The sequence below is a fragment of the Bradyrhizobium sp. SK17 genome, from assembly GCF_002831585.1.
Taxonomy (GTDB): Bacteria; Pseudomonadota; Alphaproteobacteria; order Rhizobiales; family Xanthobacteraceae; genus Bradyrhizobium.
Genome location: NZ_CP025113.1, coordinates 3,857,635 through 3,875,671 on the forward strand (window position 1 = coordinate 3,857,635; position 18,037 = coordinate 3,875,671).

The window sequence follows — 18,037 nt, forward strand, 5'->3', positions numbered from 1 at the left end:
CAGGCGATACCCCCTGTGAATAGGATCGTGCTGGTTCTATCAAAAGAGCCAGACCGTGTAGAATGTAGGGACCAGATTGATCCTCACCGACCTGCTCGCCCTGAAGCGCTCCGACGAGGCCGGGCTCGCCGCGCAGCTGACGCAGCAGCTTCGCGCGCTGATCTCGGGTGGCCGGATCAGGAGCGGAGCCGTGCTGCCATCGAGCCGCAGCCTGTCGGCAGAGCTCGAGGTGGCGCGCAACACGGTCATCCACGCCTATGAGCAACTGGCGGCCGAGGGCTATCTGCGCCTTGCCGCGCGGCGGCGTCCGGTCGTGGCCGACGCCATTGAAACGCATTTTGCCAAGCCTGCCACTGCGCCAAAGCGCGAGGCGGCGCGCAAACCGCTGCTGTCGCCCTGGGCCTTGCAGCTCTCCGAGGCGGATTGGCCGCTGTCATACCAGGCCGAATTCCGGCCGCTGCGTCCCGGGCTCGCGGATGCGCGCGAGTTTCCGCACGAGATCTGGGCGCGCTGCCTGCGCCGCGGCGCGCTGCGCCGGCGTTTCAACGATCAGACCGTGGTCAACCGGCCCGCCTTGCGCGAAGCCTTGCGCGACTATCTCGAAGTCAACAGGGGCGTGCGCGCCGAGACCGACCAGATCCTGATCCTGCCGACGGCGCAGGCCGCGCTGACGCTGGTCGCCGCGACCACCATCGTCGCCGGCGACGTGGTCTGGACCGAGGATCCCGGCTATCCCGGCGCCGCGGCGGCGTTTCGCGCGGCCGGCGCCGAGGTCCTCGGCATCAGGCTGGATGAACACGGCATGGCGCGCACGAGCGAGCGACGTGCGCCGAAGCTGATCTTCACGACGCCGTCGCACCAGCACCCGACCGGGCGGGTGATGCCGGTGGCGCGCCGTACCGAGCTGCTGGCCGCGGCCGAACCCGGCAAGAGCTGGATCGTCGAGGACGATTACGACGGCGAGTTTCACTATGACAGCCGCCCGATGCCGGCCTTGCAGGGGCTCGATCGCGAGGGGCGGGTGCTCTATCTCGGCACCTTTGCAAAAGCGATGACCGCCGATATCCGCATCGGCTATCTGGTGGTGCCATCGTCACTGGCGCGGACGATGGAGATCGCGCAGCGGCATCTCGGGCTGATCGCCTCCGTGCACGTCCAGGAGGCCCTGGCCGGCTTCATGACCGATGGGCATTTCCTGGCGCATGTCAGGCGGATGCGGCGGATCTATCGCGCGCGTCGCGACCATCTCGCCACGGCGCTGGCGCGGCAGCTCGCGCCGGTGCTTGTGGCCGAGGTCCCGCCGGGCGGCATGCAGCTGATCGCCCGCTTCAGGGGCGGCGCCGCGGAGCAGAACGCCGTGACCCGGCTGGTCGCGGCGGGCGTCGCGGTGCGCGCACTGTCGAGCCTCGCGCTGGAGAAGCCGCGCGACCACGGCCTCCTGCTCGGCTTTGCCGCCTGGCGCGAGAACGAGATCGCCACCGCGGTGCGGATCATGGCGAATTGCCTCGCCGGCAAGCGGGCCGTGCGCGGGTAGAGGGCGTTCGCACAATTTCGGAATATTGGAAATGTATCCCTGAGTTGCCCGACGCGTCAAGTGCCTTTCGGCCGCCGGCCGCTTTGCATGGGGTTGTTTTCGATATTTGCCAGCGCGCCCTCACTCCGCTGCCTTGGTGACGATCCGGACCTCCGATGTCAGCGTCTTGTGCACCGGGCACTTGTCGGCGATCTCCATCAGCCGCTTGCGCTGATCGGCATCGAGGTTGCCCTCGATCCTGATCACACGATCGATCTGGTCGAGCATGCCCTCGCGCGTCTCGCACTCCTCGCAGTCCTTGGCGTAGATCTTGCTGTGCTGAAGCGTCACCGTGATGCGATCGACCGGCAGCGACTTGCGGTCGGCATACATGCGCATCGTCATCGAGGTGCAGGCGCCGAGCCCGGTGAGCAGGAAATCGTACGGTCCGGGGCCGCTGTCATCGCCGCCGACGCTGACCGGCTCGTCGGCGATCAACCGGTGCGGGCCTGTCGTGACGGTCTGCTGGAACTTGCCGTTGCGGGTCTCCTGCACCACGACGTTGCGCGGCGCGCTGCCGGTGTCTGCTGCCGGCTGCGGCGCGAGGTCGATGTAGCGCTCGGCCCAGGCGCCGATCACGTCGGCGACATAGGCGGCGTCCTGCTTGCCGCTCAGCAGGTGATCGGTGCCGGCAAGCGAGACGAAGCTCTTGGGATGCTTCGCCGCGATGAAGATGTTGGTGGCATTGTCGATGCCGACGGTGTCGTCGGTCGGCGAATGCATCACCAGCAGCGCCTTGTGCAGCTGCTTCACCTGCGCCATCAAATTCTGCTCGGCGACGTCGTCGAGGAATTCGCGCTTGATGCGGAACGGTCGGCCGGCGAGCGACACCTCGCCTTCGCCCTGCGCGCGGATGTCCTCGATGCGGTCCTTGAAGAGATGCGTCACATGGACCGGATCGGACGGCGCGGCGATGGTGGCGACCGCCTTCGCTTCGGGGATCTGGCCGGCGGCCGCCAGGATCGCGGCGCCGCCGAGGCTGTGGCCGATCAGCAGCGCGGGCGCCTTGCGCGTTTCGCGCAGATGGTCGGCGGCGCGGACCAGATCGGCGACGTTGGAGGAAAAGGTCGAGTTGGCGAACTCACCCTCGCTGGAGCCAAGCCCGGTGAAGTCGAACCGCAGCGTCGCGATGCCCTTGGCGGCCAGTGCCGTCGCGATCCGCTTTGCCGCCAGCACGTCCTTGCCGCAGGTGAAGCAGTGCGCGAACAGCGCATAGGCCTTGATCGGGCCATCCGGCGTATCAAGCGCCGCGGCCAGCTGATGGCCGCCGACACCGGTGAATTGAAAGCGTTCGTGCGGCACGGGCGGGCTCCATCGTCGTTGCTGGTTGTCAGTCGCCAGAATAGCGCTGTTCGGCCCAGGGATCACCGCGATTGTGATAGCCGCGCACCTCCCAGAAGCCGGGCGCGTCCGCGGTCAGGAATTCGATGCGCTGTAGCCATTTGGCGCTCTTCCAGAAATAGAGATGCGGCACCACCAGCCGCACCGGGCCGCCATGCTCTTTCTCCAGTGGCTTGCCCGACCAGCTATGGGCGAGCAGCGCGTCCTCGGCGGCGAAATCCTCCAGCGCCAGGTTGGTGGTGTAGCCGTCATAGCAATGCAGCGCGACGAAGCGTGCGTCCGCGCGCGGCCGGCAGGCGGCGAGCAGGTCGCGCGTGGCGAGCCCCTCCCACTGGTTGTCGTAACGCGACCAGGTGGTGACGCAATGGATGTCGGAGACGAATTGCGTCTGCGGCTGGGCCATGAATTGCGGCCAGGTCCAGTAGATCGTCTGCTCCACCGCGCCGTAGACATCGAGCCACCAGCGCTCCCGCGTGACCTTGGGCAGCAGCCCGAGATCGAGCACCGGCCAGTCGGCGGTCAGATGCTGGCCCGGCGGCAGGCGCGCCTCGTCCGGCCGGGTGATCTTGCCGGTGATGAATTTGCCTTCGCGCGCCCAGCGCTGCTTGCTGCGGGTCAGCTTGCTCTCGGGCGGTTCCTGATCGTCGGTCATGGCGTCCGGCCGTCATTCGTGGCGATGCATCGCGGATTCGTGCTTGGTGTCGCGCATGGTCGAGTAGATTAGGAGCGACAGGAAGATCATGCCGCTGAGGTAATAGTAGAACCAATCCTCATGCCCGATGCTCTTGAAATAGAGCGCGATCGCCGGCGCGGTGCCGCCGAAGATCGACACCGTGATGGCGTAGGGCAGGCCGACGCCGAGCGCCCGGACATTGGTCGGGAACAGCTCGGCCTTCACGATCGCGTTGATTGAGGTGTAGCCGGCGACGAAGATCCAGGCGGCGCAGATCAGCAAGAACGCAGTGAATGGCGACTTGGTGTCCTTCAGCGCGGTCAGGATCGGGACCGTCGCCAGCGTGCCGACTACGCCGAAGAAGATCAAGAGCGGCTTGCGGCCGATGCGGTCGGACAGCGCGCCGTAGATCGGCTGCAAGAAGGTCGCGAAGATCAGGGAGCCGAAGATCACGAAGGTGGTCTGGTCCTCGGTGAGGCCGACCGACAGCTTCACGAAGGTCTGCATGTAGGTGGTGAAGGTGTAGAACGCCGCGGTGCCGCCGGCGGTGAGGCCGACCACCAGCAGCAATTCGCGCGGATAGTTCAACAGGCCGACGATCGAGCCGGTCGGCTTGGAGACCTTCTTGGCTTCCTCGAACGCCTCGGTCTCGTGCAGGCCGCGCCGCATCACCGCGGCGATGATCGCGAGCATGGCGCCGATCACGAACGGAATCCGCCAGCCCCAGGCCCTCAATTCATCCGGCGTCAGGAACACCTTTTGCAGCAACAGCAGCACGATGATCGCGGTGAGCTGGCCGCCGATCAGGGTGACGTATTGGAAGCTGGAATAGAAGCCGCGGTGCTTGGGGTCGGCGACCTCGCTGAGATAGGTGGCGCTGGCGCCATATTCGCCGCCGAGGCTCAGGCCCTCGATGCCGCGCGCGAGCGCCAGGATCGCAGGGGCCGCAAAGCCGATGGTCTCGTAGGTCGGCGTCACCGCGATGATCAGTGAGCCGAAGCACATGCAGACCACCGAGAGCGTCAAGGACAACCGCCGGCCGTAGCGGTCGGCGATGAAGCCGAACAGCCAGCCGCCGAGCGGGCGCATCAGGAAGGTTGCGGCGAACAGCACCGCGGCATTGAGCTGCTGCACCACCGGGTCGCTGTGCGGGAAGAACGCCGGCGCGAAGCACAGCGCGAACGCGGTATAGGCGTAGAAGTCGTACCACTCGACGAGATTGCCGACCGAGCCGATGAAGATCGCCTTCACCCGCCGCTCGACGTCGTGGATGTCGAGATGATCGCTCGCGGGTTGAGCGGTTTGATCGGTCATAGGCTAGCCTCCCGGACTCGTCAGTTCGATTCCGGGGAAGCTACCTCATTGGGGTAGGCGATGTAACTGCCGTCCTGCTCCTCAGGCGTTCTTGCCGAACAGAACCGGCAGTTGACGCGGACCGCGCACCGTGCCTTCCGACCAGGTGACCTGGCCGGCCGGGTCGAGGCGGAAATCCGGAATCCGCTTCAGCCATTCCTCGATCGCAACCTGCATCTCCATCCGCGCCAGGTTGGAACCGACGCAGCGGTGGATGCCGAGGCCGAAGGCGGCGTGGCGGTTCTCCTTGCGGTCGATCACCACCTTGTCTGCATCGGGGAACATCGCGGGGTCACGGTTGGCCGCGGGGAAGGACAGCAGCACCATGTTGCCGGGCTTGACCGGGCAGCCGGAGATCGTGGTCTCCTTCATCACCTCGCGCGCCATCGTCACCGGCGAGTAGGCGCGCAGGAATTCCTCGATCGCGATCGGGATCAGCGCCGGCTCCGCGACCAGGCGCTCGCGATCGGCCGGCGTCCTGGCGAGGTGCCAGAGCGAGGAGCCGATCGCGCTCCAGGTGGTGTCGATGCCGGCGATCAAGAGCAGCCGCAGCGAGCCGAGCACGTGCTCGTCGGTCAGCGGCTGGCCGCCGGGACCCTTGGCCCGCAGCAGCTGCGAGATCAGATCGTCGCCCGGCTGAAGCTTGCGCTGCTCGAGATGGGCCATGAAATAGCCGGTCATCTCGCGCACGCCCTTCATCAGCTCCTCTTCGTTCCGGATGCCGAGCTCGAGGATCTGGTGGATCCATTTGATGAAGAGGTCGCCGTCCTTCTCGGGAATTCCCAGCATGTGCGCGATGGCGCGCACCGGGATGTGCTTGGTGTAGCGCGCCGCGGCGTCGCAATGGCCGTCGGCGATGAACTCGTCGATCAGCTCGTTGCAGATCGCGCGCACCCGCGGCTCCAGCCGCTTCATCGCATCCGGCGTGAACGGCGGCAGCAGCACCTGCTTGGCCGGCTTGTGCTCCGGCGGATCGGAGGTGATCGGCGGCGCGCGGGCGGAAATCTCGGGGCGGACGTCGCGCACGATGACGCGCCGCGAGGAGAAATGCTCGGTGTCGTAGGCGATCTCCTTCACCGCCTGGTAGGTGGTCGGCATGTAGCAGCCGAGGAAGCGCTCGGTGTGCACCACCGGCGAGGCCGCGCGCAGCGTCTCCCAGATCGGGAACGGGTCGTCGGTCCAGACCGGGTCAGTGTGGTCGAAATCATGGACCCAGTCGGTGACCGGGGGATGCTCGGGCAGATAGCTCGCGGACGGGGAATCGGACATCAGCTCGTTTCCTTCTCGTTCGATCAAATGCGGGTCGGTGCAAACGGGCGGCGCGGTGGCCATTCCCGGTTGGCCTGCGCTATTCCTCGGTGACTTCGATCGCGATTTCCGGGCAATTGGTCTGCGCCAGCCAGGCCTTGTCCTCGAGCCCGGCGGGGACGGTGCCGTCGCCCACTTCATGGGCGTTGCCGTATTCGTCGAGCTCGAACAGTTCAGGGGCGAGTGATTTGCAGCGGGCGTGACCCTGGCATTTATCCTGGTCGACGCGGATTCTGAGCTTGGACATGCAAGCGCTCTCCCTCGGCTCTGGCGCGCAGCGGGGCGCGCCGGGTTCCCCATTTCAATTTATGCAAGTTCTAGCTTGCTTGGGCGGCCAGCCTCTTAACCGGATCGCCAAGTTATAGCATATTACATTATCGTCGTGCTTGCGCGTCAAGCGAAAATTCAGCGATCATTGCCGCAATGGGACAAATCGTTCGTAAGCCGTTCAAGACCTACCACCATGGCGACCTCCGCGAGGCCCTGATCCAGGCCGCGCTGCGCGAGGTCGAGCTTGGCGGGCCGGAAGCGATCAGCATCAAGGCGCTGGCCAAGCAGCTCGGCGTCTCGCAACCGGCGCCATACCGGCACTTCGCCGACCGCGAGGCGCTGCTGGAGGCGGTGACCGCGGAGGCGTTCCGGCAGTTCAACGTGATCATGCGCGAGGCGATCGAGCTGCCAGGCAAGGGCTCGAAGCTGTCGCGCTTTGCCCAGGCCGCGCTCGCCTTCGGGCTCGAGCGCCACGGCATCTACCGGTTGATGTTCGCGTCCCGAACCATGGCCTGCGCGCCGGTCGGCAGCGAGCTGCACGTTGCGGCAATGGAAACGCTGGCGCTGCTGATCGAGTCGTTCGAGGCGCCGGCGGTCGGGCTGTTGCGCGAACGGCAGGCGCTGAAGATCTGGGCCGGGCTGCACGGCATCGTGATGCTCGCCGAACAGGGCCTGCTCACCGGCGAGGTCGGTCAGATCAGCCGCGAGGAGCTGATGGACGAGATCGTCGAGCAGACCAAGCTCGCACTGTCGGTCGCGCTGCAGGCGACGGAAGATAAGGCGTAGGCCGCCTTACCTCGGCGGCCGCGGATCGATCGGAGTGGTGCCGCGCACGCCAAGAATATCCTCCAGCACCTTCGCGCCGGCCAGCAGCTGTGCCTCGGCGCGTGGCTTGGCCACCATTTGCAGCCCGACCGGCAGGCCCGACGCGGTGAAGCCGCAGGGCAGCGACAGCGCCGGGCAGCAAGCCAGCGTGATCGCATAGACGATGCCGAGCCATTCGACGTAATTGTCGAATTTCTTGCCGTCGCATTCGGCGACGTAGCGGTGCTCGACCGGGAACGGCGCGACGATGGTCGCAGGTGCCAGCAGCAGGTCGTACTTGTCGAAGAATTCGAGCGCCCGCGTGGTGATTGCGACGCGCTGCGCCTCGGCGCGCTCGAGCTTCTCGACGGTGAGCTTCAGCCCTTCCTCGATGTTCCAGATCACCTCCGGCTTGAGCTGGTCGCGCTTGGTGCGCAGCAATTCGGCCTTGCTGATCGCGAAGTCGAAGGCGCGCAGCACGTGGAAGCATTCATGGGCTTCGCTGAAATCGGGCGATGCCTCCTCGACGATCGCGCCGGCTTCGGTGAAACGCTCGGCCGCCTTGCGGGTCACGGCCTTGACCTCGGGATCGACAGGCGTGATGCCGAAATCGGGTGAGTAGGCGATGCGCTTCGGCTTCCGGTTCGAGCGCGCCGCCGAGAGGAACGATGCCGGCAGCGTGGGCAGCGACAGCGGGTCAGCGGCGTGCTCGCCGCCCATCGCGTCGAGCAGCAGCGCGAGGTCCTCGACATTGCGCGCCATCGGTCCCTGCTGGCCGAGCGTGCGATCGACGCCGAATTTCGGCGTCTGCGCGACGCGTCCGATCGACGGCCGCAGCCCGACGACGCCGCAGAAGCTCGCTGGGTTGCGCAGGCTGCCGCCCATGTCGGAGCCGTGCGCGAGCCACGCGGTGCCGCTGGCGAGCGCCGCTGCGGCGCCGCCGGAGGAGCCGGCCGCCGAGCGTGACGTGTCCCAGGGATTGCGGGTCGGGCCGAACACTTCGTTGAAGGTGTTGGCGCCAGCACCGAATTCCGGCGTGTTCGATTTGGCGTAGATCACGCCGCCGTTCTGCTCGATGCGCTCGACCAGGATGTCCGACTTTGCCGGGACATTGTCCTTGAAGATCGGCGAGCCCAGGGTGGTCAGCACGCCGGAGACGGCGGTGAGGTCCTTGATCGGAACGGGCAGGCCCGCGAGCAGGCCGCGTTCGCTGGCCGGCTTCTGCATCAGCGCCCTGGCATGGCTCCGGGCGCGATCGAAGCACAGGGTCGGCAGCGCGTTGACCTTGCCGTCGACCTCGGCGATGCGCTTCTCCAGCACGTCGAGCAGATCGAGCGGCGTGACGTCACCGGCTTTCAGTTTGTCGACGACGGCACAAGCCGTTTCCTTCACCAAGCCCTGATCAGCCATGCGCCGTTGCTCCTATGCCTTACGTTTCCTTGTGCTGTAGAACATTTCCTGCCGTCGTGGCAATGCGACGCGAACCGAAGGGGCAGGGATGGCAGCGTTGTTTTCCGCGCTGGACTGGCGCGCGATGAGCCAGCAGGAGCGCGACCTCGGCTTGAACAACGGCGTCGCCGTCAAGGGCAGTGCCGAGATCGCTGCCGGCTGGGAGCAGCGCTCGGCGGCGCTGCGGCAGCTACATCCCGACCATATCGACCTGCGATATGGACCGCGTGAGCGCAACCGGATCGATTTCCTGAAAGTCCGCGACGGCGCGCCGACGCTGCTGTTCGTCCACGGCGGCTATTGGCAGACCCGTGCCAAGGAGGTGTTCACGATCTTTGCCGAGGGACCGATGGCGCATGGCATCAATGTCGCGCTGATCGGCTACACGCTGGCGCCGGATGCGACGCTCGACGATATCGTCGCGGAGGTCCATGTCGGCATCGATTTTCTTGCCGGGCAATTGTCCACACTCGGTGCCGCCGTCGAGGCCATCGTGGTGTCGGGCTGGTCGGCTGGCGGTCACCTGACATCGATGGCGCTGTCGAACGCCCATGTCCGGGCCGGCATGGCAATCTCGGGCATCTATGACCTCGAGCCGATCAGGCACTCCTACCTCAACGAGAAGCTCAGGCTCGATGAAGCCGCCTCGCGGCGCAATTCGCCGATGATGCAACAAGGCGGTACGGCAAAACCGCTGTCGCTGGTGGTCGGCAGCGCCGAGCTGCCGCTGCTGCGCAAGCAGACTGCCGATTTCGCCGGCCATCGCGCCCGCTACGGCTTGCCGGTTACCTATGAGGAGATCGCCGGCGCCGATCACTTCTCGATCATGCACGAGATGCAGGCGCCGCAGGGCCGGATCACGACGCTGATCCGGCAGTTGTTCGAGCGGACGGCGACCTAAGCCGTCATTGCGAGGAGCGAAGCGACGAAGCAATCCATCGCTCCGCACATGCTGAAGCATGGATTGCTTCGCGGAGCCTGTCATCGGGCGCGCGTTCGCGCGACCCGTTGGCTCGCAATGACGCGGAGAGAGCCTAACCCCACCCCGACGTCAGCCCGCCATCGACCGTGTAGATCACACCCGACGTGTAGCCCGCGCGATCGGACGCCAGGAACGCCATCAGGTCGCCGATCTCGCGCGCATGCGCGGGGCGGCCGAGCGGCAGGCCCTTCTGGAATTCCTTGTAGCGGTTCTCATCGCCGAACTGGTTCTTGGCGCGGGTCTTGAGCAGGGTGACGTGGCGGTCGGTGCCGACGGGGCCGGGGTTGATGCCGACGACGCGGATGTTGTCGGCGAGGCTCTTGCCGCCGAGCGCGCGGGTGAACGACATCAGCGCCGCATTGCCGGCGCTGCCGCAGATGTAGTTGGCGTCGAACTTCTCGCCGGCCGCGCCGATGTCGTTGACAATGACGCCGCCGCCGCGTGCCTTCATCTGGGTATAGATCGCGCGCGTCAGGTTGATGTAGCCGAACACCTTGAGCTCCCAGGCGTGCCGCCAGGTCGCCTCGTCGATCTTGTCGATCGAGCCGCCGGGGATGTCGCCGGCATTGTTGACCAGGATATCGATGTCGGCGGCTTCCTTTGCCAACCGCGCCAGGTCTTCGGATTTGCGCAGGTCGACGACGCTGGTCGCGGCATCGATCTGGTGCGCGGAACGCAGCCGCTGGGCGAGCGCCTTGAGCTGGTCGCCATTGCGCGCGGCGAGCAGCAGGTTGGCGCCTTCCTCGGCAAAGGCTTCGGCGGCGGCCGCGCCAATGCCCTTGGAGGCGCCGGTGATCAGGGCACGCTTGCCGCGCAGATGCAGATCCATGGGATGTCTCGCTTGGTATGAGGAACGAATGTCAGCGTATTTGGTGGGGCAGGGTCGCGCGGCGGTCAACACTGCACTGCAGCGTTGCGCTCGTGCGAAGTTTGGTCCATTGCAGGGCGATCAGGATAGGCGGCATTGCCGGCCGGGCAAATCACAAGGGTGTTCTCGATGAGCAGCAAAAAGCAGTATCGGATTGCGGTCATTCCCGGCGACGGCATCGGCAAGGAAGTGATGCCCGAGGGCCTGCGCGTCATCGAGGCGGCCGCCAAGAAGCACGGCGTCGACCTCAAGTTCGACCATTTCGACTTTGCCTCCTACGACTATTACGAGAAGCACGGCGAGATGATGCCGGCCGACTGGAAGGACAAGATCGGCAAACACGACGCGATCTATTTCGGCGCCGTGGGCTGGCCGGCCAAGATCCCGGATCACATCTCGCTGTGGGGTTCGCTGATCAAGTTCCGCCGCGAGTTCGACCAGTACGTCAACCTTCGCCCGGTGCGGCTGATGCCCGGCGTGCCGTCGCCGCTGGCGGGCCGCAAGCCCGGCGACATCAATTTCTGGGTGGTGCGCGAGAACACCGAGGGTGAGTATTCCTCGGTCGGCGGCCGCATGTTCCCGGACACCGACCGTGAATTCGTCACGCAGCAGACCGTGATGACCCGCACCGGCGTCGATCGCATCCTGAAATTCGCGTTCGATCTCGCGCAGTCGCGGCCGAAGAAGCATCTGACCTCGGCGACCAAGTCGAACGGCATCTCCATCACTATGCCCTATTGGGACGAGCGCGTGGAGGCAATGGCCAAGAAATATCCCGGCGTGAAGTGGGACAAGTACCACATCGACATTCTCACCGCGAACTTCGTGCTGCATCCGGACTGGTTCGACGTCGTGGTCGGCTCCAACCTGTTCGGTGACATCCTGTCCGACCTCGGGCCGGCCTGCACCGGCACGATCGGCATCGCGCCGTCGGGCAACATCAATCCGGAAGGCGACTTCCCCTCGGTGTTCGAGCCGGTGCACGGCTCGGCGCCCGACATCGCAGGCCAAGGCATCGCCAACCCGATCGGCATGATCTGGTCGGGCGCGATGATGCTGGAGCATCTCGGCGAGAAGCAGGCGGCGGCCGCCATCGTCGGCGCGATCGAGCGGACGCTGGGCGAACGCACCCTGCGCACCCGCGACCTCGGCGGCAACGCCGATACGACGGCATGCGGCAAGGCGGTCGCGGAGATGGTGGATTAGTTGGCTTCACCCTCTCCCCTTGTGGGAGAGGGTCGCTTCGCGCAGCGAAGCGGGGTGAGGGGTCTCTATCCGCGGAGAGAACCCCTCGTCCGACGCGGACTGCGTCCGCACCACCTTCTCCCACAAGGGGAGAAGGGAGGAAGACGCTAGCTGCAACACGAGCCAAAGAGCATCGACATGGGGACGGAATCGATCAACAAGCCGGGTGGGCGATGGCGCGTCCTTGCTCACGAGCAAGGCAGAAGCATAGAATTTGAGAACCAAGGGATTTTCGATGAGCTTGTCGTCGATCAGTGGCTGCATATCGAGCAAATGGACGACGATGTCTGGTGGTTCCGCATAGGCGATGCTCGAATTTTGGTAACCATCCGCGGCAATGAACCGCCGACTGTTGACATTCAACGCGGACGCCATGGACCGATAAGACAATCGGACCAAGTCGGGGGATAATGCGTAGGGTGGGTTAGCCGAAGGCGTAACCCACCATCTTCCGCGGCCGCAAGATCGGTGGGTTACGCTTCGCTAACCCACCCTACGATCCTACGATTACTTCTTCACGATCCGTCGGCAATGCTCCCATGCCGCATGGATCAGGTTCTCGCTCGCTTCGGGCGTGCGGAATGCGGAGTGCGCCGACAGCGTCACGTTCGGGATTTTCGTCAGCGGATGATCCTTGGGCAGCGGCTCGATGTTGTAGACGTCGAGGCCGGCGTGGCGAATGTGGCCCGAGTTGAGCGCATCGATCATCGCCTGCTCGTCGACGATGGCGCCGCGCGCGGTGTTGATCAGCACCACGCCCTGCTTCATCTTCGCGATCCTGTCGCGCGTGATCATCCCGCGGGTCTCGTCGTTCAACAGCAGATGGATCGAGACCACGTCGCTGTTCGCCAGCACGGTATCGAGCTCGGTGAATTCGACGCCCGGATGGCTCTTGGGCGACCGGTTCCAGGCGATCACCTTCATGCCGCTGCCGAGCGCGATACGGGCGACCTCGGCGGCGATGCCGCCGAAGCCGACTAGACCGAGCGTCTTGCCGGTAAGCTGCATGCCGTCCTCGCGCAGCCAATTGCCGGCGCGCATCTCGCGGTCCATCTGCGCGATCACCCGCGCCGACGACCACATCAGCGCGATCGCCGACTCCGCGACCGCGGTATCGCCATAGCCCTTGATCAGATGCACGGCGATGCCGAGCTCGGCAAGCTCTTCCGGGTTCATGTAGCTGCGTGCGCCGGTGCCGAGGAACACGACGTGCTTCAGGCCGGCGCACCTCTTCGCGACGTCGGTCGGCAGCGCGGTGTGATCGACCACCGCGATCTCGGCGCCGTCGAGCACGGCCGGATAGTCCTCGGACTTGATGTCCGGGTTGCGGTTGATCCGCATCGCGGGATCGCCGGATTTTTCCAGGCGCTCCGTGATGACGGCGAGCGATTCATTGGCGTCGACGAACACTGCGCGCATGGGCACCTCCAAGGGAACTCCAAGTAAGGGGGATCAGACGATCAGGACGCGACGCCGGCGAGCGCCAGCACCGTATGCATCAGGACATTGGCGCCGGCGGCGCAATCGGTCTGTGTGGCGTCTTCCAGCTCGTTGTGGCTGATGCCGTCCTTGCAGGGCACGAACACCATCGCGGCGGGCATCACCGTGTTGAGGTTGCAGGCATCGTGGCCGGCGCCGGAGGTGATGCGGCGATGCGAATAGCCGAGCTGCGTTGCGGCGTTCTCGACTGCGTCGACCAGCTTGGGATCGAAATGCGTCGGTGCCTTGCGCCAGACCAGATCGAGCTGAACCTCGACCTTGCGCTTTGCGGCGATTTCGGCGACCGCGGCGCGCAGGTCGTGGTCCAGCGCATCCATGATCGCCGCGTCGGCGCTGCGGCAATCCACCGTGAAGGCGATCTCGCCGGGGATGACGTTGCGCGACGGATTGGCGATCACGGCCTCGCCGATGGTGCCGACCGCCTTCGGGCCGTGCTTCCTGGCGATGCTTTCCATCGCCAGCACGATCTCCGACAGCGTCGCCAGCGCATCGCGGCGTAGCGGCATCGGGGTCGAGCCGGCATGGCTCTCGAAGCCGGTGATCTTGCCGTCGTACCACAGCACGCCCTGGCCGGAATCGACCACGCCGATGGTCTTGCCCTCGGCCTCCAGGATCGGGCCCTGTTCGATATGCAGCTCGACGAAGCTGGTGAACTTCTGGCGGCCGACCGGGGCGTCGCCGCGATAGCCGATCGAGTCCAGCGCCTGCGCTACCGTGACGCCCTCGGCATCCTTGCGCGACAAGATGTCGTCGGTGGTGAAATCGCCGACATAAGCCGCCGAGGCCATCATCGCCGGTGCGAAGCGCGAGCCTTCCTCATTGGTCCAGTTGCAGATGCAGATCGGCAGCTCGGTCTCGATGCCGGCGCCGTTCAGCGTGCGCACCATTTCGAGCGCAGCCAGCGTGCCGAGGATGCCGTCATATTTGCCGCCGGTCGGCTGGGTGTCGAGATGCGAGCCGACGCCGATCGGCGGCTTCGACATGTCACGGCCCCTGCGCAGGCCGAACATCGAGCCGAGCGCATCGACCTGCACCTCGAGGCCGGCCTCTTCGCATGCCTTGCGGAACCAGTCGCGCACCTGCTTGTCCTCGGCGCTCAGGGTCAGCCGTCGCACGCCGCCCTTCTGTGTCGCACCGAACTGCGCGGTTTCGTGGATGGTGCCCCAGAGGCGGGCGGAATCGATTTGCAGGTTGGTTACGGCTCGGCTCATGTCGTCAGTCCATTTCCAGCGGTCATTCCGGAGATGTGCCATAGCACATCAGAGCGCGATGCTGGCGCATCGTCCCGGAATGACGGTCATGTTATCCGGCTCTTGTTCAATGACGCTCCACTCTCGCGCCGTCAACCGCCACGCTCGCCTGCGCGATCTGCCGGGCGAGGTTGGCGACGCGCTCGATGGCGACTGCGTCGGGGGAGGCGAGCCAACTCGCGGTGAAGGTCAGCGGCGGCAGCTTGAGGTCGGTGTCGAGCAGTTGCAGGCGGCCGTCGGCCAATTCGTTCTCGACGATCGCCGACGGGATCACCGCGATGCCAAGGCCCTCATTGGCCATGTGGATCACGGTCGCGAGCGAGGTCGAGGCGTGCAATCGGATCGGCGGCAGATCGGGCGCGTTGAACAAGGCGCGCACGGTCTCGTAGGGCTGGGTCTTGCGCGGAAAGGTGATGATCGGAAACCGCGCCAGGTCCTGCCGCGCCACCGGGCCGGCGCCGAGGCCGAGCGATGGGCTCGCCAGGAAGCCGATCGGATAATCGCACAGTACGTGGTTGTGCGCGCCCGACGCCGAGACCGGTCCGAGCACGAAGGCGAGTTCGATCTCCTGCGCCAGCAGCCGCGGCGTCAGGTTCGGCGTGATGTCGACCTCGATCTCCAGCGACAGGTTCGGGTAGATCTCGTTGACGCTCTTGACCAGCCGCGGCAGCCAGGTGTGCACGATGGTCTCCGCGACACCGAGCCGCAGCGCGCCGCGCATCGCCGAACGGTCGCCGACCTCGGCCATCATCTCGGAGCGCAGCCCGATCAGCTTCTCGGCATAGGTCATCATCAGCCGTCCGCTCGGCGTCGGCGAAGCGATCCGGTGGTCGCGGTTCAACAGCTTGACGCCCATCTCGCGCTCGAGCTGGGCAATGCGCTGGGAGATCGCCGGCTGGGTGGTGTTGAGCCGCTGGGCGGCGCCGCGGAAGCTGCCGAGCTTGACGACCCAGAGGAAGGTTTCGATCGAGCGGAAGTCCGTCATTGGAAGCGTGTTCCCGATCGATAAATCTGATTTATCGATTTTGATTAGAAAGGACGATTAGACATTATATCACGCGTGGTGTTGGTTTGTCCTTGTCGAGATTATGGGCAGGAGGCTCCCATGACTGTTTTTGCGGCAGTGCAGCGATCTCAGGACGGTCAGGTGCTTGCGAGCGTCGCGGCGCGGCGCGCCAGCCGCAACGGCACGGCCTCGGCCACCACGGCCGGTCTCGCCAACGGCTTCGTCCAGGGCAATCTCGCGATCCTGCCGGAAAAGCTCGCCGGCGCCTTCCACCGGTTCTGCCAGCTCAATCCGAAGCCGTGCCCGATCATCGGCATGTCCGACGTCGGCGATCCGCGGATTCCCGCGCTCGGCCTCGACCTCGACATCCGCACCGACGTGCCGCGCTACCGGGTCTGGCGCGATGGCGAGGTGGCGGACGAGCCGACCGACATCACCAAATACTGGCGCGACGATCTCGTCACCTTCGTGCTCGGCTGCTCCTATTCGTTCGAAGAGGCGCTGCTGGATGACGGGCTGCCGATCCGTCACATCGAACGCAACCTGCGTGTGCCAATGTACCGGACCAACATCGCCTGCCAGCCGTCGGGGCCGTTCGAGGGACCGATGGTGGTGTCGATGCGCCCGTTCAAGCCGGCGGATGCGATCCGCGCGGTGCAGATCACCTCGCGCTTTCCGTCGGTGCACGGCGCGCCGGTCCATCTCGGTCATCCGCATGCGATCGGCATCGAGGATCTCGCCAAGCCGGACTATGGCGACGCGGTGCCGGTCGCCGACGACGAGATCCCGGTGTTCTGGGCCTGTGGCGTCACGCCGCAATCGGTGATCGCAAGTGCGAAGCTGCCGTTCGCGATCACGCATTCGCCGGGGCTGATGCTGGTGACCGATCTCAGGAACAGGCAGCTCGCTGTGCTCTGAATAGGCAATTCGTGCAATTCATTGAGGCTTTACTGCGCGCTACAAGCGTCACATCGATAAGAACAAAGCTGAAGGGGAAATTTCAATGACGATCTCTCGCCGTAACGTATTGCTGGGTGCCACTGCCGCCGCCGCGCTCGGTCCGATCGCCGCGCGCGCGCAAACAAGCGAAGTGGCAATCGGCGTGATCTATCCGCTGTCCGGCTCCAGCGCCGCGATCGGCGTCGACGCGCAGCATGCCTTCAACACCGCGGCCGACATCATCAACAAGAACTACGATTTCGCGCTGCCGCTCGCCAAGGGCGAGGGCCTGTCCGGGCTCGGCGGCGCCAAGGTCAAGCTGGTGTTCGCCGACCACCAGGCCGATCCGCAGAAGGGCCGCGCCGAGACCGAGCGCCTGATCACCCAGGAAAAGGTCTGCGCCGTCGTCGGCACCTATCAGAGCGCGGTCGCCGTCACCGTCAGCCAGACCTGCGAGCGCTACCAGGTCCCGTTCATCTCGGCCGACAATTCCTCGCCGAGCCTGCATCGCCGCGGTCTGAAGTATTATTTCCGCGCCTCGCCGCATGACGAGATGTTCTCGACCGCGATGTTCGATTTCTTCGATGCGATGAAGAAGAAGGGCCAGAAGATCGAGACGCTGGCGCTGTTCCACGAGGACACCATCTTCGGCACCGATTCGGCCAACGCCCAGACCAAGCTCGCCGCCGAGCGCGGCTACAAGATCGTCAGCGACATCAAGTACCGCGCCAACTCGCCGTCGCTGACCGCCGAGGTGCAGCAGCTCAAGGCGGCGAATGCCGACGTGCTGATGCCGTCGAGCTACACCACCGACGCGATCCTGTTGGTCAAGACCATGGCGGAACTCGGCTACAAGCCGAAGAACATCATGGCGCAGGACGCCGGCTTCTCGGAGAAGGCGACCTATGATGCGGTCGGCGACAAGCTCGAAGGCGTGATCTCGCGCGGCAGCTTCTCGCTCGACCTCGCCAAGAAGCGGCCGATGGTCGGTCTCATCAACGACATGTTCCGCGCCAAGTCCGGCAAGGACTTCAACGACTATTCGTCGCGCCAGTTCATGGGCCTGATCGTGATGGCCGACGCCATCAACCGCGCCAAGTCGACCGACGGCGAGAAGATCCGTGAGGCACTGGTGGCGACCGACATGCCGGGCGACGTGACCATCATGCCGTGGCGGCGCGTCAAGTTCGACGAGATGGGGCAGAACAACTTCGCCGATCCCGTGCTGCTGCAATATGCGGCGAAGAACTTCGTGACGATCTTCCCGGAACAGGCCGCGGTCTCCGAGGCGATCTGGCCGATGAACAGCTGATCGGTCGACCACTCTCCGCTCGTCGTCCCGGGCAAGCGAAGCGCGACCCGGGACCCTCGCGTGAGTGCTTGCACTCGTCGCTAACCACAGGCAGGCGTTTTGCGATGATTGGCTGTTGTCTTTTCTCCCCATGCATTTGTGGTTATGGGTCCTGGCCTTCGCCA

Annotated in this window: 17 protein-coding genes; 6 read left to right on the forward strand and 11 right to left on the reverse strand. The window is 65.3% G+C overall.

What is annotated here, in order from left to right:
- Nucleotides 1-76: 76 nt before the first annotated feature.
- Nucleotides 77-1,534: a PLP-dependent aminotransferase family protein gene (locus CWS35_RS17765; RefSeq protein ID WP_100952787.1), complete on the forward strand. Its 1,458-nt coding sequence runs from the start codon at nt 77-79 to the stop codon at nt 1,532-1,534.
- A gap of 120 nt (nt 1,535-1,654) precedes the next feature.
- On the opposite strand, the gene CWS35_RS17770 is transcribed toward CWS35_RS17765, so the two are convergent.
- The 5 genes from CWS35_RS17770 to CWS35_RS17790 all read right to left on the reverse strand — a co-directional run bounded on the left by CWS35_RS17770 (nt 1,655) and on the right by CWS35_RS17790 (nt 6,495).
- Nucleotides 1,655-2,875 (reverse strand): bifunctional alpha/beta hydrolase/OsmC family protein, encoded by a 1,221-nt coding sequence (locus CWS35_RS17770; protein WP_100952789.1) that lies wholly within the window; start codon nt 2,873-2,875, stop codon nt 1,655-1,657.
- A 28-nt stretch (nt 2,876-2,903) separates the two neighbouring features.
- Complete coding sequence (locus CWS35_RS17775; protein ID WP_100952791.1) at nt 2,904-3,566, reverse strand: sulfite oxidase-like oxidoreductase; 663 nt, start codon at nt 3,564-3,566, stop codon at nt 2,904-2,906.
- 12 nt (nt 3,567-3,578) lie between these two features.
- On the reverse strand, nt 3,579-4,901 hold the full coding sequence (locus tag CWS35_RS17780; protein WP_100952793.1) for an MFS transporter: 1,323 nt from the start codon (nt 4,899-4,901) through the stop codon (nt 3,579-3,581).
- Between the two features lie 81 nt (nt 4,902-4,982).
- Nucleotides 4,983-6,209: a cytochrome P450 gene (locus CWS35_RS17785; protein ID WP_100956472.1), complete on the reverse strand. Its 1,227-nt coding sequence runs from the start codon at nt 6,207-6,209 to the stop codon at nt 4,983-4,985.
- 79 nt (nt 6,210-6,288) lie between these two features.
- On the reverse strand, nt 6,289-6,495 hold the full coding sequence (locus CWS35_RS17790) for a ferredoxin (RefSeq protein ID WP_016842874.1): 207 nt from the start codon (nt 6,493-6,495) through the stop codon (nt 6,289-6,291).
- A 176-nt stretch (nt 6,496-6,671) separates the two neighbouring features.
- Between CWS35_RS17790 and CWS35_RS17795 the strand changes: the two genes are divergently transcribed.
- Entirely contained in the window at nt 6,672-7,304 is a 633-nt protein-coding gene (locus CWS35_RS17795) for a TetR/AcrR family transcriptional regulator (protein WP_100952795.1), read from the forward strand.
- Between the two features lie 6 nt (nt 7,305-7,310).
- Here the strand turns inward: CWS35_RS17795 and CWS35_RS17800 are convergent, their stop codons facing one another.
- Complete coding sequence (locus CWS35_RS17800) at nt 7,311-8,732, reverse strand: amidase (RefSeq protein WP_100952797.1); 1,422 nt, start codon at nt 8,730-8,732, stop codon at nt 7,311-7,313.
- Nucleotides 8,733-8,820: 88 nt separating this feature from the next.
- Between CWS35_RS17800 and CWS35_RS17805 the strand changes: the two genes are divergently transcribed.
- Nucleotides 8,821-9,672, forward strand: coding sequence for an alpha/beta hydrolase (locus CWS35_RS17805; RefSeq protein WP_100952799.1), 852 nt, complete (start codon nt 8,821-8,823; stop codon nt 9,670-9,672).
- Between the two features lie 133 nt (nt 9,673-9,805).
- Here the strand turns inward: CWS35_RS17805 and CWS35_RS17810 are convergent, their stop codons facing one another.
- Nucleotides 9,806-10,582: an SDR family oxidoreductase gene (locus CWS35_RS17810; protein WP_100952801.1), complete on the reverse strand. Its 777-nt coding sequence runs from the start codon at nt 10,580-10,582 to the stop codon at nt 9,806-9,808.
- A gap of 168 nt (nt 10,583-10,750) precedes the next feature.
- On the opposite strand from CWS35_RS17810, the gene CWS35_RS17815 reads away from it, so the two are divergent.
- The gene (locus CWS35_RS17815; protein WP_100952803.1) at nt 10,751-11,827 is read left to right on the forward strand and encodes a tartrate dehydrogenase; all 1,077 of its coding nucleotides are present in this window, start codon (nt 10,751-10,753) and stop codon (nt 11,825-11,827) included.
- A gap of 6 nt (nt 11,828-11,833) precedes the next feature.
- On the opposite strand, the gene CWS35_RS17820 is transcribed toward CWS35_RS17815, so the two are convergent.
- The 4 genes from CWS35_RS17820 to CWS35_RS17835 all read right to left on the reverse strand — a co-directional run bounded on the left by CWS35_RS17820 (nt 11,834) and on the right by CWS35_RS17835 (nt 15,601).
- Nucleotides 11,834-12,229 (reverse strand): hypothetical protein, encoded by a 396-nt coding sequence (locus CWS35_RS17820; RefSeq protein WP_157817179.1) that lies wholly within the window; start codon nt 12,227-12,229, stop codon nt 11,834-11,836.
- A 144-nt stretch (nt 12,230-12,373) separates the two neighbouring features.
- The gene (locus tag CWS35_RS17825; RefSeq protein WP_100956474.1) at nt 12,374-13,285 is read right to left on the reverse strand and encodes an NAD(P)-dependent oxidoreductase; all 912 of its coding nucleotides are present in this window, start codon (nt 13,283-13,285) and stop codon (nt 12,374-12,376) included.
- 41 nt (nt 13,286-13,326) lie between these two features.
- Nucleotides 13,327-14,577: a Zn-dependent hydrolase gene (locus CWS35_RS17830; protein ID WP_024579363.1), complete on the reverse strand. Its 1,251-nt coding sequence runs from the start codon at nt 14,575-14,577 to the stop codon at nt 13,327-13,329.
- 106 nt (nt 14,578-14,683) lie between these two features.
- Nucleotides 14,684-15,601 carry a LysR family transcriptional regulator gene (locus tag CWS35_RS17835; protein WP_024579364.1) on the reverse strand — a complete coding sequence of 306 codons (918 nt, stop codon included), beginning with the start codon at nt 15,599-15,601 and terminating at the stop codon, nt 14,684-14,686.
- Between the two features lie 120 nt (nt 15,602-15,721).
- Here CWS35_RS17835 and CWS35_RS17840 point away from each other — a divergent pair, with 120 nt between their 5' ends.
- Together CWS35_RS17840 and CWS35_RS17845 are read left to right on the forward strand one after the other, a co-directional pair.
- Nucleotides 15,722-16,540, forward strand: coding sequence for a putative hydro-lyase (locus CWS35_RS17840; protein WP_100952806.1), 819 nt, complete (start codon nt 15,722-15,724; stop codon nt 16,538-16,540).
- Between the two features lie 85 nt (nt 16,541-16,625).
- Nucleotides 16,626-17,873, forward strand: a complete 1,248-nt coding sequence (locus CWS35_RS17845) for an ABC transporter substrate-binding protein (protein WP_024579366.1) — start codon at nt 16,626-16,628, stop codon at nt 17,871-17,873.
- Nucleotides 17,874-18,037: the final 164 nt, after the last annotated feature.

Coding starts and splice junctions, on each gene's coding strand:
- CWS35_RS17840 (WP_100952806.1), top strand. CDS start 15,722: ATGACTGTTTTTGCGGCAGTGCAGCGATCTCAGGACGGTCAGGTGCTT.
- CWS35_RS17815 (WP_100952803.1), top strand. CDS start 10,751: ATGAGCAGCAAAAAGCAGTATCGGATTGCGGTCATTCCCGGCGACGGC.
- CWS35_RS17775 (WP_100952791.1), bottom strand. CDS start 3,566: ATGACCGACGATCAGGAACCGCCCGAGAGCAAGCTGACCCGCAGCAAG.
- CWS35_RS17835 (WP_024579364.1), bottom strand. CDS start 15,601: ATGACGGACTTCCGCTCGATCGAAACCTTCCTCTGGGTCGTCAAGCTC.
- CWS35_RS17845 (WP_024579366.1), top strand. CDS start 16,626: ATGACGATCTCTCGCCGTAACGTATTGCTGGGTGCCACTGCCGCCGCC.
- CWS35_RS17795 (WP_100952795.1), top strand. CDS start 6,672: ATGGGACAAATCGTTCGTAAGCCGTTCAAGACCTACCACCATGGCGAC.
- CWS35_RS17790 (WP_016842874.1), bottom strand. CDS start 6,495: ATGTCCAAGCTCAGAATCCGCGTCGACCAGGATAAATGCCAGGGTCAC.
- CWS35_RS17785 (WP_100956472.1), bottom strand. CDS start 6,209: ATGTCCGATTCCCCGTCCGCGAGCTATCTGCCCGAGCATCCCCCGGTC.
- CWS35_RS17800 (WP_100952797.1), bottom strand. CDS start 8,732: ATGGCTGATCAGGGCTTGGTGAAGGAAACGGCTTGTGCCGTCGTCGAC.
- CWS35_RS17810 (WP_100952801.1), bottom strand. CDS start 10,582: ATGGATCTGCATCTGCGCGGCAAGCGTGCCCTGATCACCGGCGCCTCC.
- CWS35_RS17805 (WP_100952799.1), top strand. CDS start 8,821: ATGGCAGCGTTGTTTTCCGCGCTGGACTGGCGCGCGATGAGCCAGCAG.
- CWS35_RS17825 (WP_100956474.1), bottom strand. CDS start 13,285: ATGCGCGCAGTGTTCGTCGACGCCAATGAATCGCTCGCCGTCATCACG.
- CWS35_RS17830 (WP_024579363.1), bottom strand. CDS start 14,577: ATGAGCCGAGCCGTAACCAACCTGCAAATCGATTCCGCCCGCCTCTGG.
- CWS35_RS17780 (WP_100952793.1), bottom strand. CDS start 4,901: ATGACCGATCAAACCGCTCAACCCGCGAGCGATCATCTCGACATCCAC.